General features: G+C 51.6%; 23 protein-coding genes. 16 read left to right on the top strand and 7 right to left on the bottom strand.

Features of this window, described 5'->3' with window-relative positions:
• Position 1: 1 nt before the first annotated feature.
• Positions 2-799, bottom strand: a complete 798-nt coding sequence (locus V7676_RS05705) for an enoyl-CoA hydratase-related protein (protein ID WP_335658674.1) — start codon at positions 797-799, stop codon at positions 2-4.
• Positions 800-911: 112 nt separating this feature from the next.
• Between V7676_RS05705 and gspH the strand changes: the two genes are divergently transcribed.
• Together gspH and gspI are read left to right on the top strand one after the other, a co-directional pair.
• Complete coding sequence (gene gspH, locus V7676_RS05700; RefSeq protein WP_335658673.1) at positions 912-1,397, top strand: type II secretion system minor pseudopilin GspH; 486 nt, start codon at positions 912-914, stop codon at positions 1,395-1,397.
• A complete protein-coding gene (gspI, locus tag V7676_RS05695) occupies positions 1,394-1,798 on the top strand; it encodes a type II secretion system minor pseudopilin GspI (protein ID WP_335658672.1) in 405 nt (134 codons plus the stop codon). Before gspH ends, gspI begins: the two co-directional genes overlap by 4 nt.
• A 17-nt stretch (positions 1,799-1,815) precedes the next feature.
• Here the strand turns inward: gspI and purU are convergent, their stop codons facing one another.
• Positions 1,816-2,676 carry a formyltetrahydrofolate deformylase gene (gene purU, locus V7676_RS05690; RefSeq protein ID WP_335658671.1) on the bottom strand — a complete coding sequence of 287 codons (861 nt, stop codon included), beginning with the start codon at positions 2,674-2,676 and terminating at the stop codon, positions 1,816-1,818.
• Between the two features lie 190 nt (positions 2,677-2,866).
• On the opposite strand from purU, the gene V7676_RS05685 reads away from it, so the two are divergent.
• The 10 genes from V7676_RS05685 to V7676_RS05640 all read left to right on the top strand — a co-directional run bounded on the left by V7676_RS05685 (position 2,867) and on the right by V7676_RS05640 (position 14,897).
• Positions 2,867-3,604 (top strand): 6-phosphogluconolactonase, encoded by a 738-nt coding sequence (locus V7676_RS05685; RefSeq protein ID WP_335658670.1) that lies wholly within the window; start codon positions 2,867-2,869, stop codon positions 3,602-3,604.
• A gap of 128 nt (positions 3,605-3,732) precedes the next feature.
• A complete protein-coding gene (locus V7676_RS05680) occupies positions 3,733-5,268 on the top strand; it encodes an acyl-CoA synthetase (RefSeq protein WP_335658669.1) in 1,536 nt (511 codons plus the stop codon).
• Positions 5,269-5,280: 12 nt separating this feature from the next.
• Complete coding sequence (locus tag V7676_RS05675; RefSeq protein ID WP_335658668.1) at positions 5,281-6,573, top strand: cytochrome P450; 1,293 nt, start codon at positions 5,281-5,283, stop codon at positions 6,571-6,573.
• Positions 6,574-6,651: 78 nt separating this feature from the next.
• The gene (locus tag V7676_RS05670; protein WP_335658667.1) at positions 6,652-8,079 is read left to right on the top strand and encodes an aldehyde dehydrogenase family protein; all 1,428 of its coding nucleotides are present in this window, start codon (positions 6,652-6,654) and stop codon (positions 8,077-8,079) included.
• A 129-nt stretch (positions 8,080-8,208) separates the two neighbouring features.
• Positions 8,209-9,381, top strand: coding sequence for an acetyl-CoA C-acetyltransferase (locus V7676_RS05665; protein WP_335658666.1), 1,173 nt, complete (start codon positions 8,209-8,211; stop codon positions 9,379-9,381).
• Positions 9,382-9,403: 22 nt separating this feature from the next.
• Positions 9,404-10,189: an SDR family NAD(P)-dependent oxidoreductase gene (locus tag V7676_RS05660; RefSeq protein ID WP_335658665.1), complete on the top strand. Its 786-nt coding sequence runs from the start codon at positions 9,404-9,406 to the stop codon at positions 10,187-10,189.
• Positions 10,190-10,253: 64 nt separating this feature from the next.
• Positions 10,254-11,123 carry a crotonase/enoyl-CoA hydratase family protein gene (locus V7676_RS05655; RefSeq protein WP_335658664.1) on the top strand — a complete coding sequence of 290 codons (870 nt, stop codon included), beginning with the start codon at positions 10,254-10,256 and terminating at the stop codon, positions 11,121-11,123.
• A 53-nt stretch (positions 11,124-11,176) separates the two neighbouring features.
• Entirely contained in the window at positions 11,177-11,818 is a 642-nt protein-coding gene (locus tag V7676_RS05650; RefSeq protein WP_335658663.1) for a TetR family transcriptional regulator, read from the top strand.
• A 137-nt stretch (positions 11,819-11,955) separates the two neighbouring features.
• Positions 11,956-13,593, top strand: coding sequence for an alkaline phosphatase D family protein (locus V7676_RS05645; RefSeq protein ID WP_335658662.1), 1,638 nt, complete (start codon positions 11,956-11,958; stop codon positions 13,591-13,593).
• A gap of 125 nt (positions 13,594-13,718) precedes the next feature.
• Positions 13,719-14,897: an LL-diaminopimelate aminotransferase gene (locus V7676_RS05640; protein ID WP_335658661.1), complete on the top strand. Its 1,179-nt coding sequence runs from the start codon at positions 13,719-13,721 to the stop codon at positions 14,895-14,897.
• 30 nt (positions 14,898-14,927) lie between these two features.
• Here the strand turns inward: V7676_RS05640 and V7676_RS05635 are convergent, their stop codons facing one another.
• The 3 genes from V7676_RS05635 to galE form a co-directional block, all read right to left on the bottom strand.
• Positions 14,928-15,554, bottom strand: coding sequence for an HAD family hydrolase (locus V7676_RS05635; RefSeq protein ID WP_335658660.1), 627 nt, complete (start codon positions 15,552-15,554; stop codon positions 14,928-14,930).
• Between the two features lie 9 nt (positions 15,555-15,563).
• A complete protein-coding gene (gene ykgO, locus V7676_RS05630; protein ID WP_011415100.1) occupies positions 15,564-15,689 on the bottom strand; it encodes a type B 50S ribosomal protein L36 in 126 nt (41 codons plus the stop codon).
• A 105-nt stretch (positions 15,690-15,794) separates the two neighbouring features.
• Entirely contained in the window at positions 15,795-16,799 is a 1,005-nt protein-coding gene (galE, locus tag V7676_RS05625) for a UDP-glucose 4-epimerase GalE (protein ID WP_335658659.1), read from the bottom strand.
• 157 nt (positions 16,800-16,956) lie between these two features.
• Between galE and V7676_RS05620 the strand changes: the two genes are divergently transcribed.
• Positions 16,957-17,553: a DUF4136 domain-containing protein gene (locus V7676_RS05620; RefSeq protein WP_335658658.1), complete on the top strand. Its 597-nt coding sequence runs from the start codon at positions 16,957-16,959 to the stop codon at positions 17,551-17,553.
• The gene (locus V7676_RS05615) at positions 17,550-18,683 is read left to right on the top strand and encodes a M14 family metallopeptidase (protein ID WP_335658657.1); all 1,134 of its coding nucleotides are present in this window, start codon (positions 17,550-17,552) and stop codon (positions 18,681-18,683) included. The genes V7676_RS05620 and V7676_RS05615 overlap by 4 nt, the downstream gene beginning before the upstream one ends.
• 24 nt (positions 18,684-18,707) lie before the next feature.
• On the opposite strand, the gene wecC is transcribed toward V7676_RS05615, so the two are convergent.
• Together wecC and wecB are read right to left on the bottom strand one after the other, a co-directional pair.
• Entirely contained in the window at positions 18,708-20,006 is a 1,299-nt protein-coding gene (gene wecC, locus V7676_RS05610) for a UDP-N-acetyl-D-mannosamine dehydrogenase (protein ID WP_335658913.1), read from the bottom strand.
• Positions 20,007-20,125: 119 nt separating this feature from the next.
• Entirely contained in the window at positions 20,126-21,271 is a 1,146-nt protein-coding gene (wecB, locus tag V7676_RS05605) for a non-hydrolyzing UDP-N-acetylglucosamine 2-epimerase (protein WP_335658656.1), read from the bottom strand.
• Positions 21,272-21,777: 506 nt separating this feature from the next.
• On the opposite strand from wecB, the gene V7676_RS05600 reads away from it, so the two are divergent.
• Positions 21,778-23,229 carry an O-antigen ligase family protein gene (locus V7676_RS05600; protein ID WP_335658655.1) on the top strand — a complete coding sequence of 484 codons (1,452 nt, stop codon included), beginning with the start codon at positions 21,778-21,780 and terminating at the stop codon, positions 23,227-23,229.
• Positions 23,230-23,327: 98 nt separating this feature from the next.
• Positions 23,328-24,038, top strand: coding sequence for a polysaccharide biosynthesis/export family protein (locus V7676_RS05595; RefSeq protein WP_335658654.1), 711 nt, complete (start codon positions 23,328-23,330; stop codon positions 24,036-24,038).
• Positions 24,039-24,041 lie beyond the last annotated feature (3 nt).

Raw genomic sequence — 24,041 nt, 5'->3', positions numbered from 1 at the left:
ATCACTTCCCTTTGAATATAGGCTTACGCTTCTCCAAAATAGCATCAATGGCTTCTTGATGGTCGTCGAGCTGTTGCAATACGCCCTGAAACAAAGCCGCCTGATCGAGATTTTCTTTTAGCGTTACGCTTTGCGCGGTGCGCACCAGTTCTTTGGTTTTTCGAATAGCCAATGGCGGCAGCGCAACCACTTGTTCGGCCAGTTCATAGGCGCGTTTGAGCAATTCATCATTGGCCACCACTTCTGATACCAAGCCGTAATCCAGCGCCTTTTGGGCATCAATAAATTCACCGGTAAACAGCATCTGGTTGGCCCGCGCCTGACCGATCAGACGCGGCAACAGCCATGCGCCGCCGTCGCCGGGGATGATGCCGACACGCAAAAAGCTTTCGGCAAAAATCGCGTCTTCACCGGCGATGCGGATATCACACATGGTAGTCAGGTCATTGCCCGCGCCAATAGCATGGCCGTTGACCGCTGCGATAACCGGAACCGAAATTTCTGCCATGGTCAGCGGAATTTGCTGAATGCCCGTTTTATACCATTGTTCAATTTGCAGCGGCGTCATTTTTTGTTCGGCCGTCATGGCCTTTATCTCGTGGAGATTTCCGCCAGAGGAAAAGCTTTTACCATTGGCGGCAAGGATGACGCAGCTCACGTCTTGGTCGGAGTCAGCTTTTTTAATCGCCGCCACAAGGGCGGTGCACAGATCAGTCGACAGCGCGTTGCGCGTCTCCGGCTTGTTCAATGTAATGGTGACTACACGGTCTTGTTTGTTATAAAGAACGACGTCGCTCATATAATTCCTCACCTGCTTATTTGTCTGAATGGTACAGATTGATTGATCATACATTGCAGGGTCGCGCCGCTTCTGCAAGAGAGGGATCGGATTGAACCGGTGACCCTATATTATGCGACTCCGCCTGAGCCTGAATCAAAATCATCGTGAGACCGGTTTCACTCTGGTGGAACTGATGATTGTATTAGTGATAATGGGCTTGATGGCGTCCATTGTCGTATTGTCCTTTCCGGACGGCAGCAATGATCTGGAACAGGACGCGCAAAAATTTGCGGCTCGCACGGCTGCTCTACGAGACAATGCGATATTGCAGTCCCGCCCGATGGCGGTGCAGGTCACACCGTCCGGCTATAGCTTTCTGGAGCGGCGCAAAGGGACTTGGTCGGTTATCGAGGATAAGCCGTTTCGTTCCACCGACTGGTCTGACGGGGTAACCGCAGCAGTTGGAGATACTGGACCGATGCTCATCAGTTTTGAAAGCACCGGATTACCCAGCGATCGCGCAGAGGTGCAGCTAAGCTATAAGGAATTTGCCCGGAATATTGTGATTGCCCCGATGGGTGATGTTCAATTGGCGGGCAGCGGAGAAACGCCATGACCTATTTAGGCAAAGATTCCAGCGAAGGCGGTTTCACGCTGATAGAAATGATGGTCGCCTTATCGGTGTTCAGTCTGGCCGCTCTCTCGCTGATCCGGCTACAAGGCTATACGACGCATAATGCGGCCGAGCTTGAATTGCGGGTGGTTGCGCAATCTGTGGTTCGTAACCGGGCGGTGGAATTACTCACGGACCCGCGCCCGCCGAGCCTCGGCCAAAGCAGCGGGCAGGAAGAAAATGGCGGGCTTAAATGGACATGGACCCAAAACGCCAAGCTGACAGAAGAAGGCCGGTTTGTGCAGGTTGATATCACAGCGCAGGAAAAGCAGAGCGGCGCACCGGCCTCGCTGACGATATTACGACCTGCGGGCGTGTTGCTGGACGCGGCAGAAGCCGGTTAGCCGCAACAGAATTAGGGTTAGCGAAAGACTACCGTTCGGGTACCGTTGAGCAATATCCGGTGCTCGCCGGCCCATTTGACGGCTTTGGCCAGCACCTGTGCCTCGATATCGCGGCCGATACGGATCATATCCTCAACGCTTGCCCGGTGATCGACACGTTCCACTGCTTGCTCGATAATCGGCCCTTCGTCGAGATCGGCGCTAACAAAATGGGCGGTGGCACCGATAAGCTTCACGCCGCGCTCATGCGCACGATGATAAGGCTTCGCGCCCTTGAAACCGGGTAGGAAGCTGTGATGGATATTGATGCAGCGACCAGCCAATTTCGTGCTCAGATCATCGGATAATATCTGCATATAACGGGCGAGTACCAGATAATCCGCCTGTTCCTGATCCATCACGTCCAGAATGGCCTGTTCCTGTTCTGCGCGATTATCGGCCATCACGGGAAGATAGTGAAACGGCACATCGTGCCATTCGGTGAGATCGCGCAGGCTTTCATGATTGCTGACAACACCGGCAATATTCACGGGCAGTCCGCCGGTTTTCCAGCGGTGAAGTAAGTCATTAAGGCAATGGCTGCCCTTTGAGACTGCTATGACAATATTGGGTTTGACGGCATCGCTAACCAATGTCCAGTTGAGCGCATATTGCGTGCCGATTGGTCCAAATTTTTGGTTCAACTCCCGCACGCCTGAAGGAAACTTCTCGCCTGCACCCTGAAATTGGACGCGCATGAAAAAGCGCTCTTGCTCCAGATCGGCATATTGCTGACTATCAAGAATAAAGCCGTCATGCTCTGCCAGAAAGCCAGTTACAGCCGCCACCAGACCAACCCGGTCTTTGGCTGTCAGGGTGAGAATATAGTTTTCTGTCATAGAACAATCGCCTTTTCGGGCCCCAATTGGCCTAAAGTTGAGAATTTGAAAAGCGGGATTTCCTCTTGTGCTGATTTCTCCAGCGATTAGAAGCCCGAATAAGAGATTGGCGGGAACAAGACTCCGGCCCGAATAGACATGATCCGAATAGATAGGGCCCGAATCAGATACGGGCAGAACAGGACGCGATATGAGTGAAGACGAATCATGGGATTTGGATGATTTGCCGGAAGGTGAAGATTCACAACTCGAATGGTGGGACTTTGACGACCATGAAGAAATGGTTGGCGCCGTTGCGGGCGATATTGCCTTCATTATCGAAAGCGCGCTCGATGCGCGGGGCGAAGCGCTGTTGGCTTTGCCGGTAAGCGCGGAAGTCATGCCTGTGCTAGAGGCCTTGGCTGAAAAGCAGATCAAGTGGAAATATGTCACAATCATTCCGACGCATGATTATCTGGTGCCGGTCGATGATCCGCGCAGCCATGTGAAAACACTGGCACAATTATTTCTAACGCGCGGTGCTCGGGTGCTGCCGATTGCGACAGAAAATGACGACTATCATTTGGCTGGCGGTGCCGCCGATGCACGGCTGCAGGACACGAAATGGCCACCGGACCTTGTCTGGCTGGGCATGGGCGCTGATGGCAGTACCGCAGGGATCATGGAAAGCGCCGATATGGAAGAAGCGCTTGATGGACCGAAAGAGAAACGCGCTGTCGGTATCATGCCCGATGATGGCGATGCGCCGCTGGTGACGATTACCAAGGCCGCTATTTGCGAAGCCAGAACTGTTTTGGTGCTGCTCAATAGCGCCGCCGCACAGATGCAACTGGAACAGGCGATTGAAGAAGGCGCCAGCAGCATGTCGCCGATTGGCCGCGTATTTGCGGACCTCAGCGTGCCTGTGGATATATATGTGGAGAATTAAGGGATAATTTTTTTGTCTATTCCTAAGGGATATGACAATTCATTGATTTAACTATGCGCTTAAACCATGATGGGGGAAATGCGAATCGCCGAGTAAGGTGATCGCCCCCAATTGGAGATAAGCAGCCGATGCATCCCTATCTGTACGCGCAGGAAAATCCCGACAAGCCTGCGGTCATCATGGCCAGCAGTGGCGCCGTTGAAACTTATGGCGAGCTGGACAAAGCGTCCAACCGCATGGCGCATCTGTTCCGTAGTGAGGGTTTGCAAATTGGTGATACGGTGGCCGTGCTGCTGGACAATCATCCGAATTTTTTCGACTTCGCTTGGGGCGCGCAGCGCGCGGGCCTTTACTATGTCGCTATTCCCAGCCGCCTCACGGCAGCCGAAGTATCTTATATTTTGAGCGATAGTGGTGCTTCTCTCTTGGTGAGCGCTGAATCCAAACGGAGCGTGGTCAATGAACTGCGCAAACTGAATCCCGATGTGACGCAATATATTTATGGCATAGAAGATGGTCGTGCCATGGAACCGGCATTGGCAGCTATGCCCGACACGCCGATTGATGATGAACGCCATGGCACGGATATGCTTTATAGCTCTGGCACAACCGGCCGGCCCAAAGGTGTTCGCATAGCTTTTCCAGAGGACGAGAATATTGCCGCACCCAATGCTATGGTCACAATGGCGCAAGCGGCCTTTGGATTTCAACCCGGCTGCATATATTTATCGCCTGCTCCGCTTTATCACGCTGCGCCGCTGCGCTGGTGCATGACCGTCCACAAAATGGGCGGCACCACAATCATCATGGAAAGATTTGATCCCGAACAGGCGCTGGCCCTGATCGAAAAATATAAAGTGGATGTCAGCCAGTGGGTGCCCACACATTTTAACCGTATGCTCAAACTTCCGGAGGAGGTGCGCGCAAAATATGACGTGTGGACCTTGAAAAGTGCCGTCCATGCCGCGGCACCTTGTCCAGTGCCAGTGAAGGAAAAGATGATCGACTGGTGGGGTCCGGTGCTGATGGAATATTATGCCGGCTCCGAAGGCAATGGCTTTACCTTCATAAATTCCGCCGACTGGCTGGAGCATAAGGGCTCGGTAGGCAAGGCTTTGATTGGCACTGTGCGAATCTGTGACGAGGATGACAATGAAGTTGCCGCCGGGGAAGAGGGGCAAATCTATTTTGAGGGAGGCAATCCGTTCTCCTATCACAATGATCCCGAGAAAACCAAAGCTGCATCTAACAAACATGGCTGGACGTCGCTGGGCGATGTTGGAAAAGTTGACGAGGATGGGTTTCTTCATCTCACCGATCGTAAGAGCTTCATGATCATCTCTGGCGGTGTGAATATCTATCCGCAGGAAATTGAGAATTTGCTTGTCACCCATCCGAAAATTACGGATGCCGCCGTTATCGGAGCGCCTGACGAGGATATGGGTGAGAAAGTCGTCGCGGTCGTACAGCCATCCGACATGGCTGACGCAACGCCTGAATTTGCCCAGGAACTAGAGGCATATTTGCGGGAAACTTTGTCGGGCGTGAAAGTCCCGCGTCAGATTGATTTCCGTGCCGAACTGCCCCGCGAGGCTACGGGAAAACTTTATAAGCGCCTGCTCCGCGATGAGTATTGGGGCAAGACCGGCAGCCGAATTGTTTGAGAGGAATATGAAATGAGCGCAGTAGCAAAAGCACCTGCGGACATCGCGGCCGCAGTTATTGATCCGTCTGCCTATGCCGAATGGGACAGCTTGCTTGACAAATTTGATGTGCTGCGCCGGGACATGCCAGTTGCGTTAATCGAGAATGGCGATCTGCACGATCCTTTTTGGCTCGTAACCGGCTATGATGATGTGATGCGGATCAGCAAGGACAATGCAACGTTCCTGAATAATCCGCGCGGTGTACTGTTCGGGTTTCGCGAAGGCGAAGAGATGATCAAGACTATTACTGGCGGCAGTCCGCATCTGGTAAACTCTCTGGTCGCGCTGGATGCGCCGAAACATCCTAAATATCGCCGTTTGACGCAAGAATGGTTCATGCCGCAAAATTTGAAGCAACTGGAAGCCGAGATTGGCCTTTTGGCCAAGGCGACCGTCGATCGCTTGGTTGAATCTGGAACGGAGGCTGATTTCGTCCCGCTGGTTTCCGCGCCTTACCCCCTGCATGTGGTGATGCAGATATTAGGCGTGCCGGAAGAAGATGAGCAGCGCATGCTGTTCCTTACCCAGCAAATGTTCGGTGGTCAGGATGAAGATCTCAGCAAAACCGGCGTGCCGAATATGACTGTTGAGCAGACTACCCAACTGGTCGTCGGCGCGGTTGCAGATTTCGAGGCCTATTTTGCCAGATTAACTCAAGAAAAGCGCGCTAATCCGACTGATGATGTCGCGAGTGTGATAGCTAATGCGAAGGTGGATGACGAGTATCTTAGTGACCGTGATATGGCAGGCTATTATATCATCGTCGCGTCCGCGGGACATGATACGACATCGGCATCGACGGCGGGCGCGATGATGGCGCTGGCTCAGGATCCCGAACAGTTTCAGCGGCTAAAAGCCAACCGTGACCTATTACCGGGCATTGTTGAAGAAGCGATCCGCTGGACGTCACCGGTGCAGCATTTCATGCGCACAGCCGCAAAAGATGTTGAGGTTGGCGGTGTGATCGTAAAGGAAGGGGATTGGTTGATGATTAATTATGTCGCGGCCAATCATGATGCTCGGATTTTTGAAAATCCTCGTAAGTTCAATGCGGCCCGGTCGCCCAATCGCCATCTGGCATTCGGTGCCGGTGCGCATCAATGTTTGGGCTTGCACATGGCGCGGATGGAGATGAAAATATTGTTCAATGAACTGCTTGACCGGATCGAAACGGTAGAACTGGCCGGAGAGCCTAAACGAGCCAAATCCAGTTTTGTCGGTGGGCTCAAAACCCTGCCGCTCAGATATACTCTATCAAAATGAGAGGCATGCTTAGCCTTGTAATTAGCTATATAGATACGAAGTAGAAAAGACTCAGCAGAAATCCCAGAGGAGACCGCAATGATCACGCAATATAAGAATCTTATCAATGGCCAGATGGTTAGCACAGCCAAGGTGCTGGATGTGGTAAACCCCGCCAATGAAGAAGTTATCGGTCAGGTGCCATCCTGCGGTGCAGCTGAATTGGATCAAGCAGTTGCAGCAGCCCGTGCCGCTTTCCCGGCATGGAGCAAAAAACCCATAGAAGAACGTCGTGCAGTGGTTCAGGCAATTTCGGCAACCATTAAAGAAAATCTCGACGAGTTGTTTCGTTTGTTGACTGCCGAACAGGGCAAGCCACATGCGCAGGCGCAGGGCGAAATTATGGGCGCATCGATGATGGCCGGTGCGCAATCCACATTGGATCTCGATGACGAAACTAACGAAGATACAGATGAGCGTTACAGCCGCACCCGCCGGGTACCCGTTGGCGTTGTCGCCGGTATCGTGCCGTGGAATTTCCCGGTCATGATGGCTGTCCAGAAAATTGCTCCGGCCCTGTTGTCCGGCTGCACCATCGTGCTGAAGCCTTCACCCTTTACACCGCTCGCAACATTGCGTTTGGCGGAACTGATCAAGGATGTTGCGCCTCCCGGCGTTGTGAACATCATTACCGGCGAAGACAGCCTGGGTCCGTTGATGACTTCGCACCCCGATGTCGACAAGATCACGTTCACCGGTTCAACCGCGACCGGCAAGAAGATCATGGAAGGGGCTTCCAAAGACCTGAAACGGATTACTTTGGAATTGGGCGGTAATGACGCGTCTATCGTTCTGCCTGATGCCAATGTCGAAAAAGTGGCCGAGCAACTTTTTTGGTCAAGCTTCACCAATGCCGGTCAAATCTGTGTCGCGGCAAAGCGTATTTATATCCACGAAGATATTTATGATGAACTCAGCACCGCAATTGCCGCTTATGCCAAAAACGTAAAAGTTGGCGATGGCGCACAGCAAGGGACCGCAGTCGGACCGGTACAGAACAAGAAGCAATATGAGCGCGTGTTGGAACTGGTTCAGGATGCCAAGGATAATGGCTATAAATTCCTGGTCGGTGGTGATCATGATCCCGATGTTCCTGGATATTATGTGCCGATTACAATTCTTGATAATCCACCGGAAGATGCCCGGATTGTGGCCGAAGAGCAATTTGGCCCGATCATGCCGCTGATGAAATTCAGCACCACAGAAGAAGCGATCAGCCGCGCCAATGCCAGTGAATATGGTCTCGCCGGTGCGGTGTGGACCGCCAATCCGGACGAAGGCGTCAGAATTGCCGAACAGCTAGAAACCGGTACAGTTTGGGTGAATGAATTTCTTCATCTCTCGCCATTCGCTCCTTTTGGTGGGCATAAACAATCTGGCTTTGGTGCGGAATATGGCAAGGAAGGCCTGCTCGAATTCACCTATCCGCAGGTTATTACGGTCAAGAAAGACAATGTGCCCGCTTAAAATACAGGTTTAGATTATAAAAAAGCCGGTTATCACAAGGATGATGACCGGCTTTTTTATTTGACGCTCGGCCAGCACAAGTTTAACTGTCCAATTAAATATTGGATTCTCATCTATCAAGGAGTAAAAATGTCAGACGCTTATATCGTTGACGCAGTACGCACCGCAGGCGGTCGTCGTGGTGGCCGACTTGCAGGAACGCATGCCGTGGATTTGGGCGCAGCGACGCTTGATGCGATTGCGGATCGCAATGATTTTGATCCTAGCGCAATTGAAGATGTCATTACCGGCTGTGTGTCACAGGGCGGTGAGCAATCTGGCGATGTCGGGCGCAACTGCGTTCTGGCATCAAAACTTCCCAACAGCATCCCGTCCGTGTCGATCGACCGCCAGTGCGGATCTTCGCAGCAAGCCGTTCAGTTTGCCGCGCAGGGCGTGATGTCCGGTACACAGGATATGGTATTGGCGCATGGCGTCGAAAGCATGACCCGCGTACCTATGGGTTCGACATCGGTGCTGTTTCACAAAGCCGATCTGGGCAATAATAAAAGCCCTCGTATGGAAGAAGCCTTTCCCGGCGTTCAATTCAGCCAATTTATGGGCGCGGAAATGATAGTGCAAAAATATGGCTTCACCCGCGAAGACCTCGACCAATTTGCGCTGGAAAGCCATAAGAGGGCAATCGCTGCAATCGCAGCCGGTGCTTTTGATAATGAAATTATTGGTGTGAAAATCGAAACGCCTGAAGGCGAAGAAATGCATAAGGTGGACGAAGGCGTTCGTTTTGACGCCACCATGGAAAGCATCGGTAGCGTCAAATTACTACAGGAAGGCGGCTCGATTACGGCTGCTAACGCCAGCCAGATTTGTGATGGCTCCAGTGCTGTTCTGGTTTGTTCAGAACAAGCTCTGAAAGATCACGGCCTGACGCCGCGCGCACGGATTGTTAATCTGACCGTGACGGGCGGTGATCCTGTAATCATGCTCGAAGAACCCTTATTTGCGACTGAACGGGCTTTGAAGCGCGCCGGTTTGAACATTGGTGACATCGACCTTTACGAGGTGAATGAAGCCTTTGCCCCGGTACCGCTTGCGTGGTTGCAACATGTTGGCGCTGATCGAAACAAGCTCAACGTTAATGGGGGTGCCATTGCACTGGGTCATCCACTGGGCGCTTCGGGTACAAAGTTGATGGCAACCTTGCTCAACGCTATGGAACAGCGCGGCTCTAAATATGGTCTGCAAACCATGTGTGAGGGCGGTGGTCAAGCCAATGTGACGATTATCGAGCGTTTGAACTAAGACTGAAAAAGAAAGTAAATTTATGGAACTCAACAACACAATGTCAGCGGTTATCACTGGCGGTGCATCTGGACTAGGCGCGGCTACGGCGCGCCGCTTGGCGGAAAAAGGCGTCAAAGTCGCTTTGTTTGACCTTAATGAAGAAAAAGGGGAGGCTCTGGCAGCTGAACTTGGCGGCGTTTTCTGCAAGGTGAATGTAACCGAGGACGATAGCGTCGATGCCGGTTTTGCAAAAGCACGTGCAGCCAATGGCCAAGAGCGTATTCTGGTAAATTGTGCCGGTATCGGTAACGCGATCAAAACTGCAAAGCGCAACCGTGAAGATGGCTCTATCAGCCATTTCCCAATCGACGCTTTCAATTTTGTCATCCAGGTCAATCTGGTCGGCACCTTTCGCTGCATCGCGAAATCAGCAGCCGGTATGCTGACATTGGATCCGCTTGATGAAAATGGTGAGCGCGGTGCGATGGTAAACACAGCCTCAGTTGCTGCCGAAGATGGCCAAATGGGGCAGGCTGCCTATTCCGCGTCAAAAGGCGGCGTAGTGGGTATGACGCTTCCGATTGCGCGCGATCTGATGGCTGAAGGGATTCGCGTAAATACGATTCTACCGGGTATTTTCGATACGCCACTGCTCGCAGGAGCACCCGAAAACGTGCGTGATGCATTGTCAGCTTCTGTGCCCTTTCCGAAACGTCTGGGGCAGCCCGATGAATATGCCAAACTCGCTTTGTGCATGATCGAAACAGGCTATTTCAACGGCGAAGATGTGCGTCTTGATGGCGCCATCCGTATGGCACCTCGCTAATATAGCGAGTTATATATGAGCCCCTCCCCGGTGCGGGAGGGGCTTACTAAACAGGAACCTCCCCATGAATTACACGCAAATCCGCTATGATGTTACCGATTCTATCGCGACGATAACACTCAATCGCCCTGAAAAAATGAACGCCTTTACGGGCACCATGTTGGAGGAAATGTGTGATGCTTTCGATCAGATTGACGCCGACGATGATGTCCGCGCAGTCATTGTAACAGGCGCGGGTGATCGGGCGTTTTGCGCCGGTGCCGATTTGACGCCAGAGGGCGGCGGCGGGCCGTTTGCGAGTAGCGATCCCATAGATGATTATTCTGATCCGCGCGTTCGTGACGGCGGTGGTAAGTTGACCCTGCGTATCTACCAATGCCTGAAGCCGGTTATTGCGGCAGTGAACGGCGCTGCGGTTGGTGTCGGTTCAACCATGCAATTGCCCATGGATATTCGCCTTGCGAGTGAGAAAGCCCGTTTTGGATTTGTCTTTACTCGTCGCGGCATTGCGCCCGATGGAGCTGCTAGCTGGTTTCTGCCGCATATCGTGGGCCGGCCGCAGGCGCTGGAATGGTGTATGACAGGCCGGGTGTTTGATGCCCAGGAAGCCCTTGACGGTGGATTGATCCGTTCTATCCACAAACCGGAAGACTTGCTTCCCGCAGCTTATGCTCTGGCACGGGAAATTATTGATAATACCGCGCCCGTTTCTATTGCGCTGACCCGCCAAATGTTGTGGCAAATACCATGTGCTGATCATCCGATGGAAGCGCATAAAATTGACAGCCGGATCATTTACAACCGCGCGAAATCTGGCGATGCGGCGGAGGGTATATCCAGTTTTCTAGAAAAGCGCGATCCCGTCTATCCGGATAAAGTATCAACAGATATGCCAGACACCTTTCCTTGGTGGGAGGAACCTGCTTATAAGTAACCACTTTGGGTTAGGTCCGGGTATTAAGGGCCTGCCGAGTTAGGGGAAGTTATATGAGCGCAGATAATGTGTCCGATAAAAAAGGGGATATCGACGGAGCGAGCGCACGCGAAAAACTGATTGAGACTGCCAGTTTGATCATGCGCGAAGGCGATACAATTGATATCTCCTTTAGCGAGCTGTCGGTCCGGTCGGGCCTCAACAGTGCGCTCGTCAAATATTATTTCGGCAATAAAGACGGTTTGCTCGAAGCAATTCTCGAACGCGACATGACCAAAATTATCGAGGATGTGGGTCTACTCATCGCTAAGGATATGCCCCCTGAAGACAAGCTACGCCATCATCTTGGTGCTGCCATCGATACCTATTATAAATATCCCTATCTCCATAGGCTAACGATGCGGCTGATCCGCGAACTGCCACCCGAAGGTGCGCGCGATATTGCGACAAAATATCTCAAACCGCTGTCAGAAGCCTATAATATATTTGTTGGCGATGGCATTCGAACTGGCGTTTTCCGGGATATCGACCCGGATCTATTCTATTACGCTGTCTCCGGCGCTGCCGATCGTTTCTTCACGGGCAAACTGGTTTGGAAATATTGCTATGGTCGCGATGATTTCGACGAAAAAATGCGGGATGCTTATCGCGAGCAGACAGTTGATTTAATAATGGCCGGGATTTTGGCACGCTAACGATCACGGCAGCAATATGTTGTGGGGAGCGGTATAGACTGCGTATCGGCTTGATTACTGATTAGTTGATTGGCCCGGTCATTAGCTTGTCATTATTTTTGTTCATATTACTCCTTCTTGGTCTGTTAGGATAAATTATGACGTCATCGTTGAACCGCCGTCAGCTGATCCAGTTAGGAACCTTTGGCTTGGGCGCAATGTCCGCCTCTGCATCCACTGCCATAGCCCGGACCGGCGGCTTTACGCATGGGGTTGCAAGTGGAGAGCCACGGCAAGATTCTGTGCTGCTGTGGACGCGCCATGTGGGCAATGGTGATACAAAGCTGGTAGCGGAAATGTCTCAAAACGCGGATTTTTCCAGCGCGAAAACAGTTGGTGAAGTGATCGCTTCGGCAAGCCGCGATCATATTGCAAAAATCACGGTAAAAGAACTGACGCCCAACACATGGTATTATTTTCGTTTTATCGCGCCCGATGGATTAAAATCTACAACTGGTCGTACTCGTACGCTTCCGCATGGCGAGACCGAAAAATTCAACCTTGGCGTTTTTGGCTGTTCCAATCTGCCATTTGGTTATTTTAATGCTTATGCCCATGCGGCGCAACGTGATGATCTCGACCTAATCATTCATACCGGTGATTATCTCTATGAATATCCGATTGGAACCTATCCGTCCAAAGATGGAGCGGTTGCAGGCCGGATTATTCATCCTGCGCATGAAATGGTCCAGTTGGCCGACTATCGGCTGCGCTATGCGGCCTATCGCAGCGACCCCGATTTGCAGCGTATCCATCAGCTCTATCCTATGATCGCCATGTGGGACGATCATGAATTTGCTAATGATGCGTATAAGGATGGCGCTCAAAATCATCAGCCTGATACCGAAGGCGATTGGCAGGTTCGCAAACGCATTGCCGAACAGGTTTACCGCGAATGGATGCCTGTATCCGATCATGACGCCACGGACCCGCTTTGGAGCCAATATGAAATTGGTGATCTCGCCACCTTATTCGTGACCGAGAGCCGGATCGGTGCTCGCAGTAAACAACCCGAACTCGACACGGCCCTGAAAGGGCAAAGCGATATGAAAACTGCGCTGACCACTTTTCGCGATGGTGAGTGGCAAGACCCCATGCGAACAATGTTGGGAGAAGTGCAGGAAGCATGGCTTGCGGAGGCGATGACGAAATCCCGTACGGCTGGAACAAAATGGCAGGTCCTGTCGCAGCAATGCTTGATGGGCGAACTGCGTCAGCCGCAAGAAGCGCAAAACTGGGTATCCGATAATGCGCCGGCATATGCTAAGGCCCGTATTGCTGTAGGCGCGCTGGCGGCGGAAATTGGCCTACCACTGAATTTTGATAGCTGGGACGGTTATCCGCAAGCGCGCAAACGGCTGCTTGAGGCAGCACAGGAAGCGGATGCTGATCTGATCGTGCTATCAGGCGATAGCCATAATGCATGGGCATTTAATCTGGATACTGAGCATGGACCCGCCGGGGTTGAATTTGGCGGCCATAGTGTGACCTCTCCGGGTTTCGAAGCCTATACACTGGGAATCGATCCAGCAGTGGTGGCCCAAGCCGTGACCAAGACCAATGACAAATTGCAGTGGGCCGAAACTGGCAGTCGCGGTTATATGACGGTTTCCCTGACTCCGGAAAAAGCCACTTCGACTTGGCATTTCCTCGATACAATTCGGACCAAATCGACGGTAATGAAGAGTAGTACCAGTCACAGTGTGATGCGGGGAGCGCGAACTTTGACGGTCTAGGCTCCGTGTTCAAGCCCGCGCGCGAACGTAGCGCAACTCATAATTTGTCTTGAATCTCTCGACATTACTAGCAAAGTTGCGCAAAGCATCCGCTCTGTAAAACGAAACGCCGGAATCACTGTATCATGTCAGAAGAATTTTACCGCATCAAACGCCTGCCGCCATATGTCTTCGCTGAAGTCAATGCGATGAAGGCAGAGGCGCGAGCCCGCGGGGAAGATATTATTGACCTTGGCATGGGCAATCCGGACGGCATGCCGGCAAAGCATGTGATCGATAAGCTGGCAGAAACAGCGTATAGCCCGACAGCTCATCGCTATAGCGCTTCCAAAGGTATCAAGGGCCTGCGCAAGGCTCAGGCAGCTTATTATAAGCGTCGTTTTGATGTTGACCTCGACCCGGAAAGTGAAGTCATTGTTACGCTGGGTTCCAAGGAAGGTCTGGCTAATCTTGCGCAAGCCATAACGGCGCCGGGCGATGTCGTTCTGGCTCCTGATCCATCCTATCCCATTCATACCTTCGGGTTCATCATAGCCGGTGCGGTTATCCGGACGATTCCCGCTGCACCGGGCCCGGATTTCTTTACCCGGCTCGAATATGCGATGAGCAATTCGGTTCCCAAGCCATCTGTATTGGTCATGGGCTATCCATCCAACCCGACCGCTTATGTCGCGGACCTCGACTTCTACCAGAAGGTTGTCGATTTCGCCCGCGAGAATAAGCTGTGGGTGATTAGTGATCTTGCTTATGCTGAAATTTACTTTGGCGACACGCCAACGCCTTCAATGCTGCAAATTGACGGCGCAAAAGAATGTGTGGTTGAATTTACCAGCATGTCGAAAACCTATTCTATGCCTGGCTGGCGCATGGGATTTGCGGTCGGCAACCAGAAATTAATTGGGGCGCTGACACGGGTTAAAAGCTATCTCGACTATGGTGCATTCACACCGATACAGGTGGCAGCAACAGCCGCTTTAAACGGACCGCAGGATATTATCGCGGAAAATCGCGCGCTCTATAAACGGCGCCGCGACGTCATGGTCGAAAGCTTTGGCCGTGCCGGATGGGACATCCCGTCACCAGAGGCCAGCATGTTCGCATGGGCCCCTATCCCTGAGCAGTTCAAACATTTGGGCGCCATGGAGTTTTCTAAACGGTTGATTGCAGAAGCAGGTGTGGCGGTCGCTCCCGGCCCCGGCTTTGGCGATGAAGGTGAGGGCTATGTGAGGCTCGCATTGGTTGAGAATGAGCAGCGTATCCGCCAAGCGGCGCGGAATATGAAGAAATTTCTCAGCCAGGGTTGATATCGGCTCGCTGTCGTGTCCTATTACCAGCTATAATAATGAGAGTGATTTCAGCTCGCGCTCTAATATCAGGGCGTCATGAAAATGATGTCCTTTGATACCTAGGGCTTCGCCAGCTTCGATATTATCCAGCCGGTCGTCAATGAACAGGCATTGGCTAGCCGCGATATCAAACCGGTCTAGCGCGCGCCGATATAGGGCAGCATCCGGCTTTATAAGTTTTTCCTCTCCCGAGATGATAATATCCGCAAAATTATCAAAAACGGGCCTGTCGGAGCGAAAGTCTGGCCAGAATTCCGCAGAGAAATTGGATATGGCAAATAGGGGGACATCAGCGCAGCTCAGGCGCGCGATAAGTTCCGCAACTCCCTCGACCTCGCCGGGGCTGGTTTCATTAAATCGCGGATAAAAAAGCTCGATCAATGCAGCGTGATTTGGAAACCGTGCGATTAATTCTTTGCTGGTGTCAGCAAAATTACGGCCCGCATCATGTTGGAAATGCCATTCAGGCGTGACGACATTCTTCAGAAACCATTCCAGCTCCTGCGGGTCATCGATTAGCTTTTCATAAAGAAAACGGATATCCCAACGAGAAATCACGTTCCCAATGTCAAAAATTACCGTATCAATTTTAGAAATGGCAGTCGTTCCTGCCATGAAACGAGATTAGCCTTGGCGCGCTTTAAACCGGCGATTCGTTTTATTGATCACATAGGTGCGGCCACGACGACGGATCACGCGGCAGTCCCGATGACGGTTTTTGAGCGACTTCAAAGAGTTGCGGACTTTCATTTTGGTACCACGCCTTAATAATTTGAATTTCTTGAAAACAGCCTAAGCCGTATGCAGACGGTGCAGTTAGGGTTGTGGTCCGCCAAAGTCAAGCATTGAGGTCGGTCATTCTCCGCGAATTTCGCCCAATTTACGCTCCCAAGCCAGTGCATGGGCAACAATTTTGTCTAAATCCGCATATTGGGGCTGCCATGGGAAGCGTTTCATGATCGCGCGATTGTCTGAAATCAGCGAATCGGGATCACCGGCGCGGCGGCCTTCCAAATTGCGTGTGACCCTAAGATTCGTGACCCGGTCTACAGCGTCCAGCACTTCGAGCACCGAAAACCCCTTACCATAGCCGCAGTTAAGCAAGTGATTCTGATCCGGATCGGAAATTAGTGCCTCTAGGGCTAGCACATGGGCTGCGGCGAGATCGGAAACATGAATATAGTCGCGGACGCCGGTGCCGTCGGGCGTTTCATAGTCCGTGCCGAATACGGCAACGCTGTCCCGCTTGCCCAAGGCTGCCTCCACGGCAACTTTGATGAGATGCGTGGCCCCTGCCGTCGATTGCCCCGTTCGTGCTGCTGGATCAGCGCCAGCTACGTTAAAATAGCGTAAGGCGCAGAAATTAAAGTCATGGGCGGCGGAAACATCGCGCAGCATATGCTCGGTCATCAATTTGGACATGCCATAGGGGTTGATCGGCAATTGCGGGGTTTCTTCGCTCACAGGGCTTTCTTCGGGAACGCCATAGGTTGCGGCGGTGGACGAAAAGATAAAATGCTTCACGCCGCCCGTCACGGTTGAATCAATCAGGCTGCGACTTTTGGCGCTGTTATTATGATAATATTTGAGGGGGTTTTCGACAGATTCCGGAACGATGATCGATCCTGCAAAATGCATGATGGCGCCGATATTCTGTTCTTTAATGATTTTTTGAACCAGCGCCGTATCTTCAATATCGCCCTCATAAAATGCCACATCGTCTGGGACTGCCCAGCGAAATCCGGTGGTAAGGTTATCGATGACTGCAACCGGCCACCCAGCATCTTTCAAAGCTAATATAGCATGGCTACCAATATAGCCTGCGCCGCCAGTAACCAATATTGTGAAGCGATCTGGCATATTATTTCCTCATAAAATTGATGTGTCAGGGGGCATATCGGAGAAAACTCCTCATTTGGTTAACCATGGAGCCATGCGGATGCAATTATTTACGCCTAAATAATTGAATTTGGGCTACGATAGAGGGCCATTGGTCAGAAGTTGGAAAGACATGTCTATGCAAAAATTTTTTGGGTTAGCCCTTTTATCGCTGGCTTTGAACGCTTGTGTGGCCGCGATGCCGCCAGTGAATGTCACCCGCTTTCACATCGCGCAGGACACACAGATACCTACCGGGACGGTGGCTATCGAGTCGGCATCGGATGAAACGCAGGGCAGGATATTAGAGCAAGGCACCTATGAGGCCGCTGTCCGGCGTGAATTACAGCGCGTGGGCTTTTCCAGCCTAGGGACGGATGCAAGGCAAAGCGAATATGTCGCGCGGGTTACTGTTGAGCAAAGCCGTCTTTCCGCTGGTGAAGGACGGTCACCGGTATCGGTTGGAGTTGGTGGAAGCACCGGCAGCTATGGCTCTGGCCTAGGTGTAGGCATTGGCATTGATCTGAGCGGCAAGCCGAAAGACAAAATCGCGATCGAATTATCCGTCCGCATCAGCCGCCGCGCAGATAGTCAGACGATCTGGGAAGGGCGCTCTTCCCTTGAAGCCAAAGATGGTTCGCCGGCCTCGCAGCCGGGCCTCGCAGCCTCTAAATTAGCTGAAGCGTTATTCAAGGACTTCCCCGGAGAGTCAGGAACTAGTATCATAGTGCCATGAGCACCCAAAATATCCAGATCACCGCCGCTTTTGATAGCGGAAATATCAACGTCCATGAAGTGACCGGCGCGAAGGCCGAACTGTCGATCCGAAAAGATAAGGACAGCGAGTTTTTCCAATGGTTCCATTTTCGCGTTACTTGCGAGATCGGAGAGACGCTCGAACTCAATATAAACGGCCTGAAAGACTCCGCTTATCCGCAAGGGTGGCCCGGATATAATGCCTGTGTCAGCGAAGACCGGGAATATTGGGGGCGCGCCGAAAGTCGTTATGATGAAAATAAGGGCACGCTTTCGATAAGCTACACGGCCGCCAGCAATATTGTCTGGTTTGCCTATTTTGCACCCTATAGCATTGACAGACATCATGATCTGATCGCTGAACTGGCTTCGGTTGAAGGCGTCACCTGCCGGACTTTGGGCCACTCGCTCGAAGGACAACCAATCGACTGCCTCGAGATGGGTGAGGGCCATAAACAAGTCTGGCTTTACGCGCGCCAGCATCCCGGTGAGAGCATGGCAGAATGGTGGATGGAGGGCGCTTTGGAAATGCTTGCCGACCCCGCTGATCCCCACGCCCGGGCTTTGTTGCAAAAATGCCAATTTCATATCGTTCCGAATATGAATCCGGATGGCTCAGGCCGAGGGCATTTGCGGACCAACTTCGCTGGAACCAACCTCAACCGCGAATGGCATGAGCCTAGCGCAGAAAAAAGCCCCGAAGTCCTGTGCGTCCGTAACGCGATGGATATAAGCGGGGTTGATTTTGCGATGGACGTCCATGGCGATGAGGCCATCCCGGCCGTGTTTATTGCCGGTTTTGAGGGCATCCCGAGCTGGACCGAAGACCAAGGCAGAAAATATAACAGCTATCGCGACCGGCTGGCGGCGCGCACGCCAGATTTTCAAACAAAACTGGGCTATCCCACGGCGGCTAAGGGCAAGTCGAATCTCTCCATGTCCACAAATCAGATTGCCGAACGCTTCGGCGCCGTGGCAATGACGCTGGAAATGCCGTTTAAGGACAATCGCGATCTACCAGATAGTGAACAAGGCTGGTCACCGGAACGCTGCAAACTGTTGGCACGAGAATGTCTGGCAACATTGGCGGAGTTGGCCGACGAGATTTAAGAGTTTTTGGGAGTCCAGGAATTATTAGCTCGCAAGGCGAAGACCAGTGACCGCCTGAACATTATCCGGCTGATCCGGCCAGATACCGCGGGTGTCATACACGACCTTCCCGGCTCGTTCATCCAACGGGATGGATTTGAAAATATCATGATCTGTCAGCGTGATCATGACAGGACAGTTTTCCAACGCTTCATCTATATCGATTAACGCAGCGCCGGTTCCGTTAAAGGCGGTCGGCAATTCGCTCGCGTAAGGCTCCACAATCTTTATACGTCCACCATATTTCTGCGCTAGTTTGGCGGCGATTTTAAGCGCGGGGCTTTCGCGAAAATCATCAATATTGGCTTTAAATGCCAGACCGAAACAGGCGACAGATATGCCGGGCAATTCGTCGATCAACTGTGCTGCTTGTTCCAGCACATGATCGATTTTGGCATCATTTACTTCGCGGGCAATACGAATTAGCGGTGTATGATTGGGCGCGCCATGAATAATGAACCACGGGTCAACCGCGATACAATGTCCGCCGACACCGGGACCAGGTTGTAATATGTTGACCCGGGGATGACGGTTGGCGAGGCGGATAACCTCCCACACATCAAGATCCATCTCGTCCGCTACAATCGAAAGCTCATTTGCAAAGGCAATATTGACGTCGCGATAGCTATTCTCGACCAGCTTGGTCATTTCCGCCGCGCGTGCGGTTGTCGTTACGCATTCGCCCCGGACAAAGCGACGATAAAACCCCAATGCTTTGCGGGCACAGCGCGGCGTTATACCGCCTATGCACCGGTCGTTATTCGTGAGTTCTTCAAGAATGCGTCCCGGTAAGACGCGCTCTGGGCAATAGGCAATGGCGACGTCGGGAACATCATTGGTAAGTCCGGGTATCTTGAGGTCAGGGCGCAATCTTGAAATCAAGTCGCGCATTTTCTCCGTTGTCCCGACAGGGGATGTGGACTCCAATATGATGGTATCCCCGGCTTTCAAGGCAGCAGCAACATTGGTCGCGGCTTCCATTACATAGCTGGTGTCGGGAACATGATTTGCGCCAAAGGGGGTCGGTACCGCAATAACGAATACATCGGCAGGTTCAATCTGCAGAGACGCCCGTAAGGTGCCTCGTGCGACGACGCCTTGTACGAGGCCTTCCAGATCAACCTCTTCAATATGAATCTTGCCGCTATTAACGGTGTCTACGACATGGGCCGTTACATCAACGCCGAGCACCGCACATCCCGAACGCGCGATGACCGCCGCCGTTGGCAAGCCAATATATCCAAGGCCTAAAACGCAAACGGAAGGTTTCTCGTCGGAAAGCATGGTAATCATTTCTCCTGAACGCGCCATAAGGGGCGTAAAATTTCAGGACTCACGATAGGTGAACATCGTAAAGATTTCGGTAATGGAAGATGTGGAGGGCGAGTTTTTACAGCGTGCTTTTAGGATATCAGGCTTTGCTCGATAATATCTGCAATTCGCTCACTGGAATGCCCATCGCCAAAAGGATTATGGGCCTTTGCCATTGCATCATAATATTTTTTGTCATCTAGCAGCTTGTTGGTTTCTTTGACGATCACACCTCTGTCGGTCCCCACCAATTTTGCTGTACCTGCCTCTATCCCTTCAGGCCGTTCCGTGGTGTCGCGCATTACTAATACGGGTTTCCCAAGAGCAGGGGCTTCCTCCTGAACGCCGCCGCTATCGGTGAGCATCAGTGTAGATTTATTTAGCAAAGCCACGAAATTTGGATAATCCAGCGGTTCAATCATCGCAACATTGCTCAGCTCTCCAAGAGCATCGTTCATAATCGCGCGCACATTAGGATTAAGGTGAACCGGGAAGATCAACGCGACGTCATCGCGGCGAGCGATTTCACGAAGGGCTGACGCAATATTGGTCAATCCATCGCCAAAATTCTCGCGTCTGTGGCTGGTAACCCCGATGATTTTTTTGCCGGCGAATTTGTTGAACAGATTCTGCAGGTCTTCATTTATGAATTGATCGGTCCGGTTCTTTTCTGTTGTCACCAGCAATGCATCAATAACTGTGTTGCCCGTTACGCTTATTTGTTCGTCGGGGATATTTTCTTTACGCAGCGCCGCTGCAGATGTCTCGGTCGGTGCAAAATGCTGATCGGCGATGGTCCCGATAATTTTACGGTTCACCTCTTCTGGCCATGGATGATATATATTGTAACTGCGGAGGCCTGCCTCGACGTGGCTAACCGGAATCTTGCGATAATAGGCGGCGAGCGCTCCGCACATCGCGGTGGCCGTGTCACCTTGTACAACCACCCGCTGCGGTTTTATTTCGTCGAGAGTATCGCCAATACCAGTAAGAAGGCGGCCGGTAAGTTCATCCAGACTTTGGTTGGCGCGCATCAGATCGAGATCATAGTCGGGTTGAATATCGGCTATTTCCAATACCTGATCCAGCATTTCGCGGTGCTGTGCAGTCACACAGCTGATGCATTTCAGGTTGCCGCGTTTTGACAGCGCGCGAATCACGGGGAATAGTTTGATGGCCTCTGGCCTTGTGCCGAAGATTGTGACGACCTTCGGCTTTGATGTTGGACTGCTTTGCATGGCCCACTAAATAGCAGGATTAGGCTAATATTTTGCTAATTAAAGAACTGAGCAATTTGACTAACGACAGTTTGAGGATGTCTGCGCTGGACGGCAATTAGAGTATGAATGGAATAAGCCATCAGAAGCGTGGCGTTATAAATTCAGCAGACGTGAAAAATTTGCATTGGCCGACACGGAGGAATTCGAATTAAAATCTCTAGGCATTGAAATCATGGTATAATATATTCGACAAATCCAAAATCCACCCCGCTACATACCCCGACTTCCAATTGGCTGCGCGTTCGCCCGCTTTGCACTCATAGCACGGAACCACTTAGCGGTATTGGATGCTGGTTCGTTGGAACACTTTATAAATACGTTTTGAGCATTCCGTAGGCGTTTTGTAAACATGTGTTATCAAACAAACATCATTGCCAATCTTTCATATGATGTCTAACGACACAAGGAATATATGCTTCAAAATGGGCCGATCGGCATTGTCTTTTGCTATAGAAGAATTTTGGATGGCCAGAAATATAACAAGAAAAATCGATAGGCTTAGAGAGCGGTTTAGCGGAGGCAATGCCCGCTTTTATGCTTTTGCGGCGTTTCTGACGCTCGTGTTTTTCATGGGCGGTAGTTCACGTGATGATGTGCAGTCGCTGGTGTTGCTTCGTCCATTGGCCGTGCTGTTCGGTGCCTATGCTTTAACCTGCATGGACTGGGATGCATGGAAAGGCAGGACGTTCCCCCTCTTTATTGCGTTGGCACTTGCCGGGTTAATGCTATTGCAATTGATCCCTCTTCCGCCGCATGTCTGGACGGCGTTACCCGGGCGGCAGATTTTCGCAGATATTGCTGACTTGGCTGGCATTGAGCAGCCATGGCGGCCGCTAACGCTCTCGCCTTCTCGCACATTGAACAGTCTTTTTTCGCTTGCCATTCCAATTTCTGCGATGATGCTTTATCTCAATCTTGATGAGAAGCGCCGGACACAAGCCATTGCTGTTATTATAACTTTGGCCGCGATAAGCGCATTGTGGGCCATATTTCAGCTTACCGGACCTGCGCGTAGCCCTCTCTACCTTTACAATATTACCAGTCATGGCCTTGCCGTCGGCTTATTTGCTAATCGCAATCACCAGGCGGTTATACTGACAGCAACAATTGTCATGCTTGGCTGGAACGCAGCGTCCCGTTCTATGACTGCGAAGCAGGCTGCATTGAAGCTTTATAGCAGCATCGCTATTATTTTCATCATTGTACCACTGATTTTTATAACAGGATCGCGAGCGGGCTTGATTCTTATGGCCCCCGCACTGGTTACCGCAATGATATTGGTTTATTTTGGACGGCATACAATCGAAAGTCAGCCTTCCGCCAGAAGCGATCATACCAGAAAAAAATTGCTTGCGTCGCGGCGGCTCACGCTATTTTCTAGCATCTTCCTAATCGTGACACTGGCGGGGCTCTCCGTATACTTTGCCCGTTCTTTGGCGTTTGACCGGCTTTTCGGTGACGATAATGTTGAAGAATTGCGCAGCCAGCTTGTACCAACACTTTCAAAAATGATGGGAGACTATTTCCCGTGGGGAAGTGGCTTTGGTACTTTCGAGCATGTATATCGGATATACGAACCGCAGGAACTATTGAAACCTTCTTATCTCAATCAGGCGCATAATGATTGGCTGCAATTTCCCATAGAAGGCGGTCTCCCAGCAATATTGATCGGTGCGGCAGCAACTGTATGGGCCGCTATACAGTTTTTAAGATTGACCAAAGACTGGCGTTACTCCCGTTTTACAAAATACACGGTTATAATGGCTGCTATGGTCATGCTATTATTTTTGGCGGGCAGCATCGGCGATTATCCATTACGCGTACCATCCGTAATCGCCTTATTTGCGGTCATAGCGTGTATATTCACAGACAATATGAACGCAGTTCAGCGCAATGCGCTTAAAGCCAGAACATAAGCACTACATATCATCATCAAGCACGGCTCGTCTATGAGCGGTTTACGCAATAAATAGTTTCGTCTAACGGACTTCAGAACTTACGGAAATTATCGAATATGATGCAGCGCCTTTCGATCCTATTTTTGGCTCTCCTGTTATCTGCGTGCGGCGGGTCTACCATACTTGGAGGCAGCCCCAACGTAACAGTCGTGTCCAGTGAGGGGCTTCCTGAGCCAACACGCGTAGACTTGCTAAGCTCCAATCGCCCCTATCTCATCGGACCGTTTGATAAACTCAAAATCGATGTGTTTGGTATTGAAGATTTGAGCAAGGAAGTGCAGATTGACGCCAGTGGGCGCCTGTCGTTCCCGTTAATTGGAGTGGTGGAGGCCTCTGGCCTTACGCCTGGCGAACTGGCAAATGAGCTGGAAAGGCGTTTGCAGGGCCGCTATGTTCGCGACCCTCAGATCACGGTAAATCTAGAGGAAACCGTCAGTCAGGTTATCACTGTTGACGGCCAAGTAGAAAAACCCGGGCTTTATCCTGTTATTGGCCGTATGACGCTGATGAGGGCAGTCGCGACCTCCGGCGGCACGTCCGAATTCGCAAAGCTAGACGACGTCGTGATTTTCCGAAGCGTCAACGGCGAGCAGATGGCCGGTCTTTATAATCTGAAAGCTATTCGGCGGGGCGCCTATTCCGATCCGGAAGTTTTCGCTAATGACGTCATTGTCGTGGGCGATTCTCAGGCGCGTCGGTTGTTCCGCGACCTGATTCAAGCGTCTCCACTGATCACCACTCCGCTGATCATATTGTTTAGAAACTAATAG

Origin of the sequence: Parasphingorhabdus sp., from assembly GCF_036963805.1 — a bacterium.
Taxonomy (GTDB): Bacteria; Pseudomonadota; Alphaproteobacteria; order Sphingomonadales; family Sphingomonadaceae; genus Parasphingorhabdus.
Note: the sequence above shows the minus strand (reverse complement) of the source record. Positions and strands in the feature narration are given on the sequence as shown.